This is a genomic window from Rickettsiella endosymbiont of Litargus connexus, assembly GCF_964277335.1.
In the GTDB taxonomy this organism is placed as follows: domain Bacteria; phylum Pseudomonadota; class Gammaproteobacteria; order Diplorickettsiales; family Diplorickettsiaceae; genus Aquirickettsiella; species Aquirickettsiella isopodorum.
The window spans coordinates 1,342,256-1,360,676 of record NZ_OZ195516.1; the positions used below are offsets into that span (position 1 = coordinate 1,342,256).

The following is an 18,421-nucleotide window of genomic DNA, read 5'->3' on the forward strand; positions in this document are numbered from 1 at the left end:
GCATGCTAGCGAGTATTTGTCGTAGGATTAATTTTCGCTTGATTTTTTTTATCAACTAGCTTGATAGGTACAGTCATTTTTTTTTCACCCTTCTTTCTAGCATTAGACTTAACTGAAGCTTTTTCTGCATGTTGTAAAGCGATATCCAAAACTTGATCTATCCAACGAACAGGGTGAATAATTAAGCCTTCTTTAATATTTTTAGGAATTTCTTTCAGATCCCGTTTATTTTCTTCTGGAATAATAACTTCACGTATGCCTCCACGATGCGCCGCTAGTAATTTTTCTTTTAAACCACCAATCGGCAAAACTTCACCGCGTAAAGTTATTTCTCCTGTCATCGCGACATCAGCCCGTACAGGTACTTTAGTGATCGCAGAAACCAATGCAGTACACATACCTATCCCTGCACTAGGTCCATCTTTAGGTGTTGCGCCTTCAGGAACGTGTACGTGTATATCTTTTTTCTCATAAAAATGAATAGGAATACCTAATACTTCAGCTCGACTTCGAACCACTGTTAATGCCGCCTGTATTGACTCTTGCATCACCTCGCCCAAATGACCTGTATAACTTGTTTTTCCTTTTCCAGGAACAACTGCGGCTTCGATAGTTAATAAATCACCGCCGACTTCTGTCCAAGCTAAACCACTTACCTGTCCTACTTGGTCATGTTGCTCGACTAATCCATAACGATAACGTCTTACACCAAGATATTTTTCTAAGTTATGACTAGTGACGGTAATTGATTTCACACTAGGTTTACGCGCTATTTCTGTAACAACCTTCCGGCAAGTTTTAGCAATTTCGCGCTCAAGGCTACGAACACCCGCTTCACGAGTATAATAACGAATAATATCTTGCAATGCGCTTTCCGCCAAAATTAATTCTTTGTTTTTTGACGTAATTTTTAAACCATTTTGGCTAAGTTGTTTAGGTAATAAATGTTGTTTAGCAATATTAATTTTTTCATCTTCAGTATATCCAGGTATACGAATAACTTCCATACGATCCAATAATGCCGGCGGAATATTCAACGTATTCGCCGTAGCAATAAATAAAACTTCAGATAAGTCATAGCTTACTTCTAGATAATGATCATCAAAAGCATGATTTTGTTCAGGATCTAATACTTCTAGTAATGCCGCTGCAGGATCGCCCCTAAAATCCATCGCCATTTTATCGATTTCATCAAGCATAAATAGTGGATTTTTGACTCCCACTTTAGCCATTTTTTGCATAATTCGACCGGGCATAGAACCGATATAAGTACGTCGATGTCCTCTAATTTCTGCTTCGTCACGCACACCACCTAAAGACATACGCACAAATTCGCGCCCTATAGCCTCAGCAATCGATTGCCCTAAAGATGTTTTTCCGACTCCTGGTGGTCCTACCAAACATAAAATAGGGCCTTTTAATTTTTTAACACGTTGATGAACTGCCAAAAACTCAATAATACGTTCTTTGACTTTTTCTAATCCGTAATGCGCTTCTTGCAAAACTTTTTGTGCTTTGTCTAAATCGTAACGAACCTTACTCCGCTTATTCCAAGGAAGAGATAAAATCCAATCTAAATAATTTCGGCTCACAGTCGCCTCTGCGGCCATAGGCGACATAGATTTTAATTTATTCAATTCAGAGATTGACTTATCCTTTACCTCTTTAGGCATTTTTGCCTTTTCGATACGCTTTGCGAGATCATCAAGTTCATTAGTAACGCCTTGAGACTCACCCAATTCCTTTTGAATCGCTTTTACCTGCTCATTTAAATAATATTCGCGCTGGCTTCTTTCCATCTGCTTTTTAACGCGCCCACGAATTCGCTTTTGTATTTGCAGCAAATCAATTTCACTTTCAAGAAAAGCTAATAAGCGTTCTAGACGTTTTTTTAATGGAAAAATCTCAAGTATCTCTTGTTTCTCTTGAATTCTAAGCGTCAAATGTGCTGCGATCATATCGGCCAACCGACCTGGATTATCAATACTCGATAAAGTGCTTAAAATCTCTAAGGGAATTTTTTTATTTAATTTAACGTATTGCTCAAATTGACTCAGAATTGTTCGTGTCAAAACCTCAATCTCTTGATCAGGCTCAACAGGGGGTATACCTACGACTTCGATCTCTGCAGCTATATAATCCTTCTCTTGAAAAAACTGTTTAACCTTACCTCGTTGGGAACCCTCAACCAACACTTTAACAGTACCATCTTTCAATTCTAACAATTGTAAAATGGTAGCGATTGTTCCAACTTGATAAAAACCTTCGATAGTAGGGCTATCTTCAGCAGGATTCTTTTGCGCAATGAGTAAAACCTTTTTCTCAGTGCTGGATTCAGTCATGGCAGTTTCCAAAGCTTTTATCGATTGTTTTCGACCTACAAATAGTGGTATCACCATATGAGGATAAACTACGACGTCCCGAAGAGGGAGTAGAGGAAGCTTCTCTGAAAGTTTAGAAGTCGTTGCCCCGCCGCTTGTTAGTTGCTTTGCCATAAATTCAACCTTTGAAAGATTTACTCGCTACCCGCCGCTATTTCTTTATTATCTACTTCAATTTCTTTTTCTTGCTTGTAAATCACCAAGGGTTTTACTCCCTTGCTGACGGTGCTTGCTTCAATAACAATTTTATTTACGTTCTGCATAGAAGGCAATTCATACATCGTATCTAATAAAACACTTTCCAAGATTGCACGCAAACCTCTTGCGCCTGTTTTGCGCTCTAAAGCTTTTCTCGCCACCATTTGCAAAGCATCTTCACGGAATTCTAAATCGACATTGTCCATTTTAAATAATTTGAAATATTGTTTGATCAAAGCGTTCTTGGGTTCCTTTAAGATTTGAATCAGCATTTTTTCATCAAGTTCTTCTAAAGTTGAAATGACAGGTAAACGCCCTATTAACTCGGGTATAATTCCATACTTAATCAAATCTTCTGACTCAAGTCGATTTAACAAAGTTGTTAAACTTCGCTTATCACCTTTGCTACGCACATCAGCAGAAAATCCAATTCCTGTTTTCTCGGTACGTTCACGAATAATTTTTTCTAAACCAGAGAAAGTACCACCACAAATAAATAAAATATTAGTCGTATCTATCTGTACTGTTTCTTGATTAGGGTGCTTACGCCCACCTTGTAAAGGTACTGAAGCAACAGTCCCTTCAAGTAATTTGAGTAACCCTTGCTGAACACCTTCACCTGAGACATCTCGAGTAATCGATGGATTTTCAGCACGACGGCTAATTTTATCAATTTCATCTATGTAAATAATTCCTAGCTGAGCCTTTTCAATGTTTCCATTGGCCGCTTGTAATAATTTTTGTAAAATATTTTCTACGTCATCACCCACATAACCCGCTTCAGTTAAGGTCGTTGCATCGGCGATAGCAAAAGGTAAATTAAAAACCCGCGCTAAAGTTTTTGCGAGTAAAGTTTTACCGCTTCCGGTAGGACCTATAAGCAATACGTTACTCTTACTAAGTTCCGTATCGTCTTTTACATTTAGCGGATGAAGGCGTGCTTTTTTAATTAATTCTAGACGCTTATAGTGGTTGTAAGCGGCTACAGATAATATTTTCTTGGCAAATTCTTGGCCTATGACAAATTCGTTAAATACTTCATGGATCTCCGATGGCTTGGGGATCGATATGCACCCTTCCTGACGCGGAACTTCCTGTTGAAACTCTTCTTGCAAAATATCACTACATAGCTGCACACACTCATTGCAAATAAAAATAGAAGGACCTGCAATTAATTTTGGCACTTCATCCTGACTTTTACCGCAAAATGAACAGTGAAGAGGCCCCGAGGTTTTATCGTTTATGGAACTACTCATATTTATTACCTCAACAAACTATTATTCATATATTGATATATTCTTCGCACTTGAATTTTTTGTCTGCGTTGCCGCTCAACTCGAAATCCTCATGTATCTTGAATACACTCCGGTTACTTCATTCTCACGGCGTTGCCAAAAACTCAATTGCTGTGACTGTATTTAAACAAATTTTTAAAATACTTTCGAATAAAAACCTACTTAATCAACTGACGAAGTAGCTAAAGACTCTTTAGTTTTCCCAGCTTCTGTACGTATTGTTAAAACCGCATCAATTAAGCCATATTTTATGGCTTCATGAGCTCCCATAAAGTTATCACGATCGGTATCACGCAAAATTTGTTCCGTATTTTTTCCTGTATGTTTAGCCATTATATTATTAATTCTTTCTCTAACTAACAGCATCTCACGAGTATGGATTTCAATATCCGTTGCTTGCCCCTGATAACCCCCTAATGGTTGGTGGATCATCATCCGCGCATGGGGTAAACAATGGCGCTTTCCTTTCGTCCCGCCACAAAGTAATAAAGCCGCTGCGCTAGCCGCTTGACCGATACACATCGTACTTACATCGGGCTTGACAAATTGCATGGTATCGTAAATAGCTAAACCAGAAGTCACCACACCGCCCGGTGAATTAATATAAAGTGAAATATCTTTATCAGGATTTTCAGATTCTAAAAAAAGCATTTGCGCAATAATTAAATTTGCCATATGGTCTTCAATGGGGCCCACAACAAAGATAATACGATCCTTTAATAAACGAGAATAAATATCATAAGCCCTTTCTCCTCGACCGGTTTGCTCAACGACCATAGGGACTAATAATGAGTTCGTTATTTCCTTTGGTAAACTGCGTAAATACATAGTTACTCTCTAAAGATAAAAATAAATTGATTGCTACTACTAAGATATAACATATCTGCTATTTAAAAAAGCTAATCTCATTAACCAATTAGCTGTTATTCCTCACTTCAATACTCTCCCCCACACGATTTTTCCCTGTGAGATCCATGACCTCCGAATATTCAGTTGCTTTTTCAATATATTCTACTTCTTCTAGCAACTTATCAATGACTTGCTCTTCTAAAACTGAAGAACGAATGTTCATCATCATATTCTTATCTTTATACAGCTTATCCCGCACCATTTGATCAAATTGAAATGCTCCCACTAATTTATCAATATGTTGTTGAACTCGTAATTCGTCGACATGCAAGTGATGCTTTTCAATCAGTGCATTAAATAATAACCCGAGCGTAACTCGACGGCGCGCCATTTGCATTAAATCTGCTTTTTGAATTTCAGATAAGCCTATTTTATCCTTATCTTGTTGTTTCCGTTGCCTAAAAATATCTTGTTCTAAACGTTGATATTCTTGATTAAGTGCTCCCTGTGGTAATTGATTAATAGCGTGTAGGGTAACTAATTTATCTATAGCCTGAGTTTTTAATTTTTCACGCAACTTTCTATCTAATTCTATCTGCATATGTTCTTTAACTTGACTTTTTAGAGCTTCGATAGTTCCTTCTTTAATATCAAGCTTTTTTGCAAAAGCATTATCTAATTTGGGTAGTTTAGCTTTAGCAACCTTTTTTACTTTTATTGTTGCCGAGTAAACTTGTTCAGATCCACGCTCTTTCGGGAGTGAAATCGATAAAATGTCCCCCGCTACACTCGATAGAAGTACTGAAAATCCCTCGGGAATTTTATCTTCCTCGAGAATCCATTGTAAATCTCTACGTGTTTTTTCTTCTGCACCAGGAAAAACTATATCAAAACTAATCTGATCCCCATAAGAAGCTTTATCAGGTACTTCAACCCACTCAGCATATTGCTTACGCATTTGCTCTAATACCTTATCAATATCTTCTGCGGTTATATTAACTTGAAGTCTTTCTAAACTAACACCTTTTAATGTAGGGACTTCTACATGCGGATAAACTTCAAAACTAGCTGTATAAGTAAGATCTGTACCCGGCTCCGCTTTTATGGAGTCAATATGGGGCTGTCCTACTGGATTTAAAGTTTTTTGCTCTAAAGCATTGGATAAACTCATTTGTAAAGACTTTTCTATGACCTCTTGCCATATGCTAGTTCCATAGAGTTTCTCAATATGGCTAGCTGGCACTTTTCCGGGTCGGAATCCATCTAAACGAGTCTTCTTTGCCAATTCAAGAAGGTGTCGCTTCTTTCTCTCTTCTAACTGGCTAATAGGTACTATGACCTTTAGACGTCGAGTAAAGTCATCGACACTTTCTACCGAAACTTGTATTTCATTCATAAATTTTAAGGCTCTTATCGTTGTAAAAATCCTTGGGCAATGCTGGTGCGAAAGGAGAGACTCGAACTCTCAAGGGTTTAAACCCACTGGAACCTAAATCCAGCGCGTCTACCAATTTCGCCACTTTCGCAAAGGTCGTTAATTATACAGGTATCTTATCATGAAAAAAATCAATCTAGTGAATTTGTCAGCCAACTAGCTGCTTGCTTGGCAAAATAGGTCAAAATACCATCAGCTCCAGCCCGTTTCATAGCCAATAATCCTTCCAAAATACTTTCACGCTCATTTAAATAGCCCTGCATAATAGCTACTTTTTGCATCGCATATTCGCCGCTTACTTGGTAAATAAAAGTAGGTATACCGAATTGTTGCTTAATACGATAAAGAATATCCAAATAGGGCATTCCTGGCTTTACCATGACTATATCTGCTCCTTCAGCAAGATCCAATGCTACCTCTTGTAAAGCCTCATTACTATTGGCAGGGTCCATTTGGTAGGTTTTTTTATCACCCCCATTTAACTGCCCAAAAGTTCCTATTGCATCACGAAAAGGTCCGTAAAAATGGGAGGCGTATTTAGCGGAGTAGGCAATGATTTGGGTATTTGTATAACGCTTCTCCTCTAAAGACTTACGAATCCAACCAATTCGACCATCCATCATATCAGAAGGAGCTAAAGCATCCACACCCGCTTGTGCATAACAAAGCGCTTGTTTAACCAAAATTTCTATCGACTCATCATTTAAAATAACTCCCTGTTTAGATAAAAGACCATCATGACCATGTGTTGTATAAGGGTCAAGAGCAATATCTGTGATTATTCCCATTTCTGGAAAATTTTTTTTTAATTCCCTTGCTGCATGGGGAATTAAACCTTCTGGATTATAAGCTTGACAAGCATCCCAGCTTTTATCTTTTATAGGTATAACTGGAAATAGAGCAATAGCAGGAATTCGCAACTGTTGTAAAACAGCCACTTCATCCAACAAATAGTCTAAAGAAAATCGCTCTATCCCAGGCATAGTGGCTATCTTCTGTCTTTGATTATCCCCTGGAAGCAAAAATACTGGACAAATTAAATCATCACAGCTCAGTCTAGTTTCACGCATTAAGCGTCGACTAAATTGATTTTCTCTTAAACGACGTAATCGCGTATGAGGAAACTGGCGCATAGAGTACCCCTTTAACTTATTCTATGTTTTGGAGTACTTTAACTTATAAAATCACATATACAAACAATACTTCACGCTATACTTGTATTGTTTGTTTTATTTTTGTTAGAATCACCGCCTCTACTCATAAAGTAGCTAATCGCATTTTTAGAGAGCTTCGGAGCTTCCCAGTTATGAAAACATTGATGGCCAAACCTGGCCTTATTGAACAAAAATGGCTTTTGATTGATGCCTCAGGAAAAACCTTAGGTCATCTGGCTACTAGAATAGCTCATATTCTACGGGGAAAACATAAGCCAGAATTCACGCCTCACGTTGATACTGGGGATTATATCGTCGTTATTAATGCAGAAAAAGTAACTGTAACGGGCGCAAAAGCTAAAAATAAATTATATGAGCGCTATACAGGTTATCCTGGCGGGTTAAAATCCATTACTTTTGAAAAGTTACAAAAAAGTTTTCCTACTCGAATTATTGAAAAAGCTGTTAAGGGCATGCTACCTAAAAATCCTTTAGGTTATGCCATGATAAGTAAGCTAAAAGTCTATGCTGGCTCTATACATCCTCATAGCGCTCAAAACCCTGAACCAATTAGTATTGATAGGTTATAAATTATGGCACTAGAACAGAATTATGGTACGGGTCGTCGCAAAACAGCGACTGCTCGAGTATTCCTCAGAAAAGGAACTGGTATTATCAAAGTAAATGGTCGTACTTTAGAAAATTATTTTGGCCGTGAAACCGCTCAGATGGTTGTTAATCAACCTCTAGAAGTTGTTGACCAGATGGGTAGATTTGATATCACAGTGACAGTTTCTGGCGGGGGAAGCAGTGGTCAAGCTGGCGCAGTTCGACATGGGATCAGCCGAGCTCTAATCAATTATGATGAAGTAACTACAACCGATATTAACGATGGCGATACTGATAGCGGTCAAGCTAGTAATGATAGGTCATTTCGTCGATTATTGCGGCACGCTGGCTTAGTTACTCGCGACGCAAGAAAAGTTGAGCGGAAAAAAGTAGGTCGACACAAAGCCCGTAAAGGAACTCAATATTCAAAACGATAATCATCATATTATTTATTGGAATGTTTGAACCTAAGTGTATTTATAAATAATTATATATTTTTCAACGACGAAAGAAATGGAAGAAGATCGTCGCCAATTACTAGTTATTATAATAGCTATCATGGCTGGATTTGGTATAGCTACTGCTAGCAGTATCCCATTTTTAGCATCATTACAGCCAAGCGCAGAAACTCTCGCACTAGCTACTGCTTCTATTGAAGTTGATTTAAGTCATTTAGCGCCAGGGGAATCCATGGTGGTTGCTTGGCAAAATAAGCCTATTTGGATAATCCGACGAACCCAAGCGATGTTAGATAATCTTCTGAACATTCACCCCTTATTACGCGACCCAGATTCTTTAACTGAACAGCAGCCTTCTTACGCGCGTAATGAATACCGTTCACTTAATCCAGAATATTTAATACTTATCGGCTTATGTACACATTTAGGATGTTCCCCACAATTTAAACCCAAGCAAGGAGAATTAAATCGCAAATGGCCTGGAGGACTCTATTGTCCATGTCATGGCTCTAAGTTTGATCTTGCTGGGCGGGTTATGAAAAATGTTCCTGCTCCAACTAATCTCAAAATTCCTCCTTATCGGTTCACAAATGAACATACTGTTGTCATAGGTGAAAACCCAAGGTTAGTATAAATGCAAATATCACTATACTTGCAGCAATTGAATTTTTGACAATACGCAAGTTAAGCAAGGAGTGCATATAACCATGGGGATTACGAGTTGAACGGAAACACAGACAAAAATTCCGGTAAAAACAGTATATTCAATTGGTTATCCGAACGTTTACCAATTAATGAGTATATTCACCAACATTTAACACAATATTATCTACCTAAAAATCTTAATTTTTGGTATTTCTTTGGTTCTTTAAGTCTATTTACTTTTTTTTTACAAATTTTAACGGGTATATGGCTAACCCTATTTTATACCCCTACACCTGCAGAGGCATTTAATTCCATCGAAATAATGATGCGAGAAGTACCTTATGGGTGGCTATTACGCTATCTACATTCTACTGGTGCTTCAGTTTTTTTTATCCTAATTTACGCACACATTTTTCGAAGCCTTTTATATGGATCCTACAAAAAACCTAGGGAGTTGGTTTGGTTGTTAGGCGTATGCCTTTACATTATTTTGTTACTCGAAGCATTTCTCGGATATTTACTTCCTTGGGGGCAAACATCGTATTGGGCAAGCCAAATTGGCACTTCATTGCTCGAATCAATTCCTAAGGTTGGCCAAACGCTAACACTTTGGATTCGCGGTAATACGATCGTATCAGCAGAAACTTTACATCGTTTTTTTGCACTCCATGTGATAGCTATGCCTTTATCATTGGTATTTTTAATTCGACTACACCTTATTGCTTTACATAAAGTTGGCTGTAATAATCCAGAAGGAATTTCTATATCAACAAAATCAATCTTACCTAATAAAACATTCTCTAGAGTCCCTTTTCACCCTTATTACACGGTCAAAGAATTGTATGCTTTACTAATTTTTTTGTTTATTTTTTCCATTATTGTATTTTTTGTTCCTGAAATGAATGGATATTTCCTTGAAGCAAATAATTTCATTCCAGCAGACCCTTTATTAACTCCTAGCCATATTAAACCACTATGGTATTTAGCACCTTTTTATGGTGTGTTATGTGTTATTCCTAATAAATCATTAGGTATTTTAGTTATGGGGGCTTTTCTTTTCATGCTATTTATGTTGCCCTGGCTCGATCTCAGCCCAGTTCGATCGATGCGATATCGTGGTTGTTATTCTCGCTTCGCTCTAGCAATTTTTATACTCAGTTTTGGTTTACTTACCTATATGAGTACAACCCTACTGACGCCAGATAAGACACTTTTTGTACAGATCTTACTGCTCAACTATTTTCTTTTTTTTTTACTGATGCCCTTCTATACAAAATATGAAAAAAATAAACTATTACCAAGACCTCTATGCGGAAAATAATAGTTAGTGTTTTTTTTCTATTTATCTTTATATTTTTATTTTTCAGGATAGCAAATCCTTTTGAAAATAAACGAGTAAAATTCTCAATTCCACCATCTAATCTTGCTTCAGTACAACGTGGAGCAAAATATTTTATGAATTATTGTTCAGGGTGTCATTCGCTGCAGTATATGCGTTATAATCGACTTGGAGTTGATCTGAACATTGATGATCCATCCAATTCAGCCCCTCAACAACGGTTAAAAGATAATCTTGTTTTTACTCAGGCTAAAACTAGCGATACAATAAAATCAAGCTTACATAAAAAAGAAAGCTTATTATGGTTTGGAAAGCCTCCTCCAGACCTTTCTTTGAGTATTCGGGCAAGAAGTGCTGATTGGGTGTATAATTACTTACTTAGCTTTTACTTGGATGATACGAGGCCTTTTGGAGTTAACAATAGTTTCATTAAAAACACCGCGATGCCGGATCCATTAGCGATAATACGTATGGATACCAATACCTATCATACTAATATTAACGATAGATCATCCCTAAAAATTATCAATCGTACCTACTCACATTCTAATAAAAGTAGATTAAAAACTCCTATGTTAGAAGGAATAGTGATTGATTTAGTGAATTTTTTAGCTTATACAGCTGAACCTACAAAAAATAATCGCCAATCATTGGGTAAAAAAGTATGCGGATTTTTGTTGTTATTAACCTATTTTGTTTATCTTTTAAAAAAGCAAATTTGGGGAAATATAGAAAAAATAAACATTTTTCATAACCCATGAAAAGTATTTTAAATTATTAATATGGAGAACCTTTTATATGGCACAACCTGCCGGTAAACGTTCAACTATGTGTTTATATGCAAATATCAATGACCCTTATAGTCATAGGGTACGTATTGTTTTGGCGGAAAAAGGGATTAGTGCAGAAATTATAGAGGTATCGCCTACAGAATTACCTGAAGGTTTGTTACAACACAACCCTTATGGTACTGTGCCTACTATTATTGATCGAGATCTCGTCCTTTACGAAACAAATATTATTACCGAATATTTGGATGAGCGTTTTCCTCATCCTCCTTTATTACCCGTTTATCCAGTAGCTCGTGCCAAAAGTCGACAGATGATCTATCGAATTGAGCGTGATTGGTATCCTCTATTACAACAAATAGAAAGTACATTAAATAATACTAAAACAACCAAGCCTACAGAGTCTATGCATGCTGCTCAAAAGAAATTAGAAGGTAGTTTGGCTAGTCTAGCGCCTATATTTGCTGGTAAATCATTTTTCTTGAGTGACGAATTTACTTTAGTAGATTGTTGTATGGCGCCGTTATTATGGCGTTTACATCGTTTAAATATTAAACTAGCACCTATGCCAAGTGCTATCAAAGAATACGAAGAGCGCTTATTTAAACGCCCCTCATTTAAAGCAACTTTAAATGAGGTCGAATTTGGAGTGAAAATTTAAAATGATGACCTCAAATCGTTCCTATTTATTACGTGCATTTTATGATTGGATTATTGATAATCAATTAACCCCGTATATTCTTTTAGATGCTGAACTACCTCATGTAGAAGTACCAAAGCAATGTATTAAAGATGGTAAAATTACTTTAAATATATCTACTGACGCTATATTAAATTTAAAAATAGATACTCAAGCGATACAATTTGAAGCGAGTTTTAATGGACAATCGATGCTTATTTACGCACCTATTCAAGCGGTATTGGCCATCTATACGCGAGAAAATGGTCAAGGTATGGTATTTACAGAAGAAGAAAGCAGTGATGAGGGTGGAAATAATCCCCCTCCTAGAGTTAGACCAGGTACAAAACCTAAACTCTCTATTGTTAAATAAAATGTCATCGCCAATCATAATTGGGTGGAGGGAATGGGTCTCTTTACCTGAATTAGGGATACCTCGTCTGAAAACAAAGGTAGATACTGGCGCACGAACCTCAGCTTTACATGCCTGCCGCGTAGAAATTATTGAAAGAACTCCCCATCAAAAGAAAGTATGCTTTATCATACATCCTCAACCACGACGTTTCCCCGAAAAATCAATTAGCTGTGTTGCTGATTTAATCGATATACGTGAAGTTACCGATTCTGGTGGCCATAAAGAAAATCGATGTGTTATCCAAACCTCTATCGTTCTCGGCACACAATGCTGGCCCATCGAAATTACTTTAACAAGCCGAGATAACATGCGTTTTAGAATGTTATTAGGCCGAACTGCATTAAAGCACCGCTTTATTGTTAATCCCACTCATTCTTATTTATACAGCAAAAGAACTATAATCCCATGAAAATTGCAATTTTATCTCGCCGTCCAAAACTCTATTCAACGCGTCGTTTAGAAGAAGAAGCTAAGAAAAGAGGGCATCAAGTTAAAATTATAGATACCCTACGATGCTACATGAATATCACGACACAAAATCCATATATTCACTATAAAGGTAAGATTTTGGATAAATTCGATGCCATTATTCCAAGGATTGGAGCTTCAATCACTTTTTACGGCGCCGCATTGGTCAGACAATTTGAAATGATGGGCGTATTTGTTGCAAATAACTCAATTTCTATCACCAGAGCTCAAGATAAACTGCGTTCCTTACAAATTCTATCTCGAAAAGGAGTAGGTTTACCTATTACCGGGTTTGCTTACTCTCCTGATGACATTCAGGATCTAATCAGCATGGTAGGTGGTCCACCTTTAGTCATTAAAATTTTAGAAGGGACACAAGGTATTGGTGTAGTACTTGCTGAAACTCAACAAGCTGCTATTAGTGTTATTGAAGCCTTTTTAGATTTACAAGCCCACATTATGGTCCAAGAATATATTAAAGAAGCTAAAGCGGCAGATATTCGTTGTTTTGTAGTCAATGGTAAAGTTATTGCTGTAATGGAACGCCAAGCTAAATTAGGAGAATTTCGCTCTAATATTCACCGCGGAGGTACTGTGCGGCTTGCTAAAATAACCTCTGAAGAGCGTGCAACAGCAGTTCGAGCGGCTAAGGTTATTGGTCTCAATATTGCAGGCGTTGATTTATTACGATCCAACAGAGGTCCTTTAGTAATGGAAGTAAATTCATCTCCAGGATTAGAAGGAATAGAAAAAGCCACACAAAAAAATGTTGCTGAAATTATTATTAAATCTATCGAAAAAAGATCCAACAAGCATTAATCCTTAATTAGCATAACTGTTGACTCTATAATGCTGTCATCGTATAAATCAAGAGATGATAACGAATATATACCCATTTTCACCCTTGGCAGCGCGATTACGCCCCCAACATTTAGATGAATTTTTTGGTCAAACTCATTTATTGGGACCCCAAAAAGCATTGCGGCTAACCCTATTGAGCGGTCAATTACACTCAATGATCTTATGGGGACCTCCGGGAACAGGAAAAACAACTTTAGCTTCATTAATAGCAAATCACATTCAAGCCAGATTTGTCTCTTTATCCGCATTACAATCAGGCGTTAAAGAAATAAGAAAACTTGCAGAGCATACAAAAGTTCAACTCAATACGACATCACCCAAAAAAAAAACGATATGTTTTATTGATGAAATTCATCGTTTCAACAAATCTCAACAAGACTCACTTTTACCTTTTGTTGAATCCGGACTCTTCATATTAATTGGCGCTACGACAGAAAACCCCTCTTTTGAAATTAATAATGCTTTACTTTCACGAACTCGCATCTATGTACTAAAAAAATTGCGTGTAGAAGAAATCCTTCAGATCATTGATCGAGCTTTAAGTGATACTAAAAATGGATTAGGTAGTAAAAATTTAATGATGAAATCTTCTGTAAAAAAACAATTAGCGTATATTGCTGACGGAGATGCCCGTCAGGTTTTAAACCTTCTGGAAATTTCCGCAGACTTAGCAGAAAATAACATTATTGACGAAAATACTTTAAAAGCGATCACTCAAACTAATTTACGGCGTTTTGATAAAAATGGAGAGTTCTTTTATGATCAAATTTCTGCATTACATAAATCAGTACGCGGAACCGATCCAGATGCTGCCCTTTATTGGTTAGCACGTATGCTGGACGGCGGATGCGATCCATTATATATTGCAAGGCGAATTGTCAGAATGGCTAGTGAAGACATTGGCAATGCGGATCCGCGTGGTTTACAAATTGCTTTAGATGCTTGGATGGCACAAGAACGTTTAGGTAGTCCTGAAGGTGAGCTTGCCTTAGCTCAGGCTATAGTTTATTTGTCCTGTACTGCAAAAAGTAATGCTGTTTATACCGCATTTAATGCGGCGATGAAAGATGCACAAGAAAACGGTACGATGGAAGTCCCTTTACATCTGCGGAATGCCCCTACTCAATTAATGCGCAAATTAGACTATGGAAAAAACTACCGTTACGCTCATGACGAACCTAACGCTTATGCGGATGGAGAACACTACTTCCCTAAAGAATTAAAGGATCGGCAATATTATTTTCCCGTCCCACGCGGTTTGGAACTTAAAATCGCAGAAAAACTTGCACGTTTAAAAAAATCAGAAAAAATATAAAAAATGCTTTTAATTTTGTTCTTCTAGCCAAATTTTAACCGCCATATAATTTACCTTACCACTACCTAATAATGGCATGCTATCAATAAAATATAATCTTCGCGGTAAACTTAATTCAGGTAATCCCTTTTCTTTGAATGCTTTAATAAGCATAGGCCGAGTTGCAAGTTTATAATCCGTGACTAAAACAAGTTGTTCTCCTTTTTTAGCATCTGGGACACTTAATATTGCATGATGTTTATCTGGCCATAAGTCATAAATTATATTCTCTATTGCTGTTAAAGAAACCATTTCCCCACTAATTTTTGCAAAGCGTTTGGCTCTGTCTTTTATAGTCAGATATCCTTCGGCATCTACCTCCACAATATCTCCCGTATCATACCAACCATGGCTGGGGGGAATAATTTCGCCAATTTGTTCCTTGCTTAGGTAACCTAACATCACATTAGGACCAGATATTAATAAACGTCCTCCCTGCTTAATTTCAGGAACAGGTTCAATCTCATAGCGAATACCTGGCAAAAAATTCCCTACGGTACCCGGTTTATTTTGCATCGGTGTATTAACACTAATAACTGGAGACGCTTCCGTTACGCCATAACCTTCAAAAATACGAATTCCAAATTTTTCCATCCATAGTTTACGGGTTTTTTCCTTTAATTTTTCTGCGCCCGCGAAAACATACCGAATGCTGTAAAAATCATAGGGATGGGCATAACGACCATAACCTGCTAAAAAGGTATCCGCTCCAAACATAATCGTTGCATTACATTCATAAATCATATTAGGGACTTTACGATAATGTAAGGGGGATGGATAAATAAATGTTTTTATTCCATGATAGATAGGTAAAATGATACAAGCGGTTAATCCAAAAGCATGAAATAGTGGTAATGAACTAAAGAAAATATCTCGTTGATTAAAATCGACCTGTGTAGTCATTTGCGCAAGATTAGCTTGTATATTTTTATGACTGAGAACCACTCCTTTAGGGTCACCTTCTGACCCAGAAGTAAATAAAATCACTGCTGGATCTTGTGGATTGGTTATTTTTTTTAATTTTTTATAATAGTAATACTGAGGGAATCGGCTGAGTAAACTCGCTTTTAATTTGTCTTTCCAAGTAATCTCTTCCTTTAAATCCTCTAAATAAATAATTTGAATAGATTTTTCGTTCAAGCGGTTAATGAGTTCGAATAAATTAGCTACCTCAATAAATTTTCTGGAAGTAAGTATGCTATGAATTTGAGCAATATGACACGCTGTTTCTATTTGTGCAGAACCTGCTGTGTAATTTAGTAAAGCGGGTATCCTTCCATAGGCTTGTAATGCAAAAAAACTAACGACTGCACTCGTCATATTAGGCAACAAAAGCCCTACTGTTTCTTGATATTTAATATAACGACAAATATAAGGACCTAAAATAAAACAGCGCGTTATTAGTTGATTATAGTTCATCGCTACTCGAGTAATATCTTCTAATATTTTTGTAGGCCCCTTATGAATTGACTTCGCTTCTAATAAAGATTGAAACAAGGTTTTATTGTAATCTGTGCTTCGAAATAACATCTCCACCATCATGTCATAAAGCTGATTACTAATAACCTGCCTTCTTTTTCGACTGCTCATGGTAGGATCAACAATAAACTTCCTGGGTGGTAAAATTGAAATATAAATTTTTGGAAACCAACGTATTTGAACTTTACCTCGTAAGCGGGAAAAAGGAGTATATTGGGCACCCTGTAAACGAATAGGCAGCAAATTAACTTTAGCATGATCTGCTATTAATCCTGGTCCTTCATAAAGTTTCATCAGCGCGCCTGTTGTAGTAATCCTTCCTTCAGGAAAAATTACACATTTTTGTCCTTTCTTTACCTCTTTAATTAAAGTTTTAATAGCTAAAGGATTTAAAGGATCTAACTCAAAAACTTTAGAAAAATATAGAAAAGGCCGTATCCACCAAATACGTGATGTAAAACTGTTAATCGCAAATAAAAGTTCATCAGGCAAAAATGCATAAATTAAGACAACATCTAGAAAAGATGTATGGTTGGCTACAATAACTACACTTTCACCTGCGCCTTTATAATTCTCAAAACCACTTAACTTAACATCATAAAGACACCTTAATATTTTTCGTAAAAATGGTTTAATCAATCCTTGGGGTATTAATCGTGTTGCATATATGGCCAATCCTGTATTAATAACTCCTAATAATAAAAAAATCTGTGTAACATTTAAATCAATTTTAAGTAAAAAAACGATAATGATACTAGCAATGACTATAAATAAAGAGTTAATAATATTATTAGCCGCTATAGTCCTAGCACGATGTTCGGTAGCCGTATCTGTTTGAATTAAGGTATACAGAGGCACCGCATAAATACCGCCACTAACTGATAAACCTAATAAATCTATACAAATTCGCCAATGTGTTATCGAATGAAAAAAGCCAGCGAAATTAGTCAGTTTTTCCGTATTATAGATTAAATGGTTGGAAGCAAAATAAAGATCAATCATAAAAATACTCATCAACCAAAGGCTAATGGGTATCCATTTCATACTTATTCTATGCTTTAACAATCGATTACAAACTAATGACCCACAAGCAATTCCTATTGTAAAAATAACTAAAAAAAGTGTCACCACGCTCGCATCTGCATGCAAAATATTTTTAGTAAAACTAGGAAATTGCGTTAAAAACGTAGCGCCTATTAACCAAAACCAAGAAATAGCAAGTATCGCTAAAAAAACCCTTTTTTCAGCTTTTACTTTCTGAATTATTTTTACTGAAGACTTAATGAAATGTAAATTTAATTTTAAATTAGGGTTTGCTTTAGTAGTTGTTGGAATATAAAAACTAGCGAATAATCCCAGGCCTGCGATAGAAATTATTATGGTTGAAATCCATCTTAAATCCGTATGATTAGCGATTAATAATCCACCTAAGATAGTTCCTATCAAAATAGCAATAAATGTGCTCGCCTCCACTAATGCATTGCCTGCAATTAATTCATTTTTTTCTAACAAATCAGGTAAAATAGCGTATTTAATAGGGCCAAAAAAACTTGAATGCATACCCATAAAAAATAAAACTAACATCAGTAAACTAACTGAGTGAAGATAAAAACCTAAGCTTGCCAACAACATAAAAATGCATTCGAATCCTTTGATAATCATTGTCAAATATCTTCGGCTTAGCTTATCGGCTAACTGTCCCGCAAATGCTGAAAAAAGAAAAAAGGGTAAAATAAACAATCCAGCCGCGAAAGTGACTGAAAGCTGCTGCAGTAATAGGGATTGTGTGATGAACTGATAAGTAATTAAAATGATTAAAGCATTTTTAAAAACATTATCATTAAATGCACCCAAGAATTGAACTAACAATAAGGGCACAAATCGTCGATTCTTTAGCAAAGAAAATTGCGTAAATCCGGGCATAAACCCTCTTTAATGAGGCGCACTTAGCCTCCTCTAAAAAATTTTTACTAGTATATCATATGAAAAACACTCGCTTTAGAACCTATTTTTT

The 18,421-nt window shown here is 36.5% G+C and carries 16 protein-coding genes and 1 tRNA gene; 10 read left to right on the forward strand and 7 right to left on the reverse strand.

Annotation, left to right across the window (positions count from 1 at the left end; genetic code table 11):
• Nucleotides 1–5: 5 nt before the first annotated feature.
• The 6 genes from lon to hemB all read right to left on the reverse strand — a co-directional run bounded on the left by lon (nt 6) and on the right by hemB (nt 7,291).
• Nucleotides 6–2,495, reverse strand: coding sequence for an endopeptidase La (gene lon, locus ACICP9_RS05905; RefSeq protein ID WP_071662762.1), 2,490 nt, complete (start codon nt 2,493–2,495; stop codon nt 6–8).
• Between the two features lie 20 nt (nt 2,496–2,515).
• Nucleotides 2,516–3,835, reverse strand: a complete 1,320-nt coding sequence (clpX, locus tag ACICP9_RS05910; protein ID WP_395497542.1) for an ATP-dependent Clp protease ATP-binding subunit ClpX — start codon at nt 3,833–3,835, stop codon at nt 2,516–2,518.
• A 201-nt stretch (nt 3,836–4,036) separates the two neighbouring features.
• Nucleotides 4,037–4,702, reverse strand: coding sequence for an ATP-dependent Clp endopeptidase proteolytic subunit ClpP (gene clpP, locus ACICP9_RS05915; RefSeq protein WP_395497544.1), 666 nt, complete (start codon nt 4,700–4,702; stop codon nt 4,037–4,039).
• Between the two features lie 88 nt (nt 4,703–4,790).
• On the reverse strand, nt 4,791–6,119 hold the full coding sequence (gene tig, locus ACICP9_RS05920) for a trigger factor (RefSeq protein ID WP_395497546.1): 1,329 nt from the start codon (nt 6,117–6,119) through the stop codon (nt 4,791–4,793).
• Nucleotides 6,120–6,162: 43 nt separating this feature from the next.
• A tRNA-Leu gene (locus ACICP9_RS05925) sits at nt 6,163–6,249 on the reverse strand.
• Between the two features lie 40 nt (nt 6,250–6,289).
• Nucleotides 6,290–7,291 (reverse strand): porphobilinogen synthase, encoded by a 1,002-nt coding sequence (gene hemB, locus ACICP9_RS05930; RefSeq protein ID WP_395497548.1) that lies wholly within the window; start codon nt 7,289–7,291, stop codon nt 6,290–6,292.
• A 173-nt stretch (nt 7,292–7,464) separates the two neighbouring features.
• Here hemB and rplM point away from each other — a divergent pair, with 173 nt between their 5' ends.
• The 10 genes from rplM (at nt 7,465) to ACICP9_RS05980 (ending at nt 14,889) form a co-directional block, all read left to right on the forward strand.
• Nucleotides 7,465–7,902, forward strand: coding sequence for a 50S ribosomal protein L13 (rplM, locus tag ACICP9_RS05935; protein WP_071663023.1), 438 nt, complete (start codon nt 7,465–7,467; stop codon nt 7,900–7,902).
• A 3-nt stretch (nt 7,903–7,905) separates the two neighbouring features.
• Nucleotides 7,906–8,358: a 30S ribosomal protein S9 gene (gene rpsI, locus ACICP9_RS05940; RefSeq protein ID WP_395497550.1), complete on the forward strand. Its 453-nt coding sequence runs from the start codon at nt 7,906–7,908 to the stop codon at nt 8,356–8,358.
• A 76-nt stretch (nt 8,359–8,434) separates the two neighbouring features.
• A complete protein-coding gene (gene petA / locus ACICP9_RS05945) occupies nt 8,435–9,013 on the forward strand; it encodes a ubiquinol-cytochrome c reductase iron-sulfur subunit (protein WP_395497552.1) in 579 nt (192 codons plus the stop codon).
• An 87-nt stretch (nt 9,014–9,100) separates the two neighbouring features.
• The gene (locus tag ACICP9_RS05950) at nt 9,101–10,345 is read left to right on the forward strand and encodes a cytochrome bc complex cytochrome b subunit (protein WP_395497554.1); all 1,245 of its coding nucleotides are present in this window, start codon (nt 9,101–9,103) and stop codon (nt 10,343–10,345) included.
• 134 nt (nt 10,346–10,479) lie between these two features.
• Nucleotides 10,480–11,124 (forward strand): cytochrome c1, encoded by a 645-nt coding sequence (locus tag ACICP9_RS05955; protein ID WP_395497556.1) that lies wholly within the window; start codon nt 10,480–10,482, stop codon nt 11,122–11,124.
• Nucleotides 11,125–11,161: 37 nt separating this feature from the next.
• Nucleotides 11,162–11,812, forward strand: a complete 651-nt coding sequence (locus tag ACICP9_RS05960; RefSeq protein ID WP_071662771.1) for a glutathione S-transferase N-terminal domain-containing protein — start codon at nt 11,162–11,164, stop codon at nt 11,810–11,812.
• A gap of 4 nt (nt 11,813–11,816) precedes the next feature.
• Nucleotides 11,817–12,203: a ClpXP protease specificity-enhancing factor gene (locus tag ACICP9_RS05965; protein ID WP_071663025.1), complete on the forward strand. Its 387-nt coding sequence runs from the start codon at nt 11,817–11,819 to the stop codon at nt 12,201–12,203.
• Between the two features lies 1 nt (nt 12,204).
• A complete protein-coding gene (locus ACICP9_RS05970) occupies nt 12,205–12,654 on the forward strand; it encodes a RimK/LysX family protein (RefSeq protein WP_071662772.1) in 450 nt (149 codons plus the stop codon).
• The gene (gene rimK / locus ACICP9_RS05975) at nt 12,651–13,532 is read left to right on the forward strand and encodes a 30S ribosomal protein S6--L-glutamate ligase (RefSeq protein ID WP_395497558.1); all 882 of its coding nucleotides are present in this window, start codon (nt 12,651–12,653) and stop codon (nt 13,530–13,532) included. The genes ACICP9_RS05970 and rimK overlap by 4 nt, the downstream gene beginning before the upstream one ends.
• Nucleotides 13,533–13,587: 55 nt before the next feature.
• Nucleotides 13,588–14,889 (forward strand): replication-associated recombination protein A, encoded by a 1,302-nt coding sequence (locus ACICP9_RS05980; RefSeq protein ID WP_395497560.1) that lies wholly within the window; start codon nt 13,588–13,590, stop codon nt 14,887–14,889.
• Nucleotides 14,890–14,898: 9 nt separating this feature from the next.
• Here ACICP9_RS05980 and ACICP9_RS05985 read toward each other — a convergent pair whose 3' ends face one another.
• Nucleotides 14,899–18,330: an acyl-[ACP]--phospholipid O-acyltransferase gene (locus ACICP9_RS05985; RefSeq protein WP_395497562.1), complete on the reverse strand. Its 3,432-nt coding sequence runs from the start codon at nt 18,328–18,330 to the stop codon at nt 14,899–14,901.
• Nucleotides 18,331–18,421 lie beyond the last annotated feature (91 nt).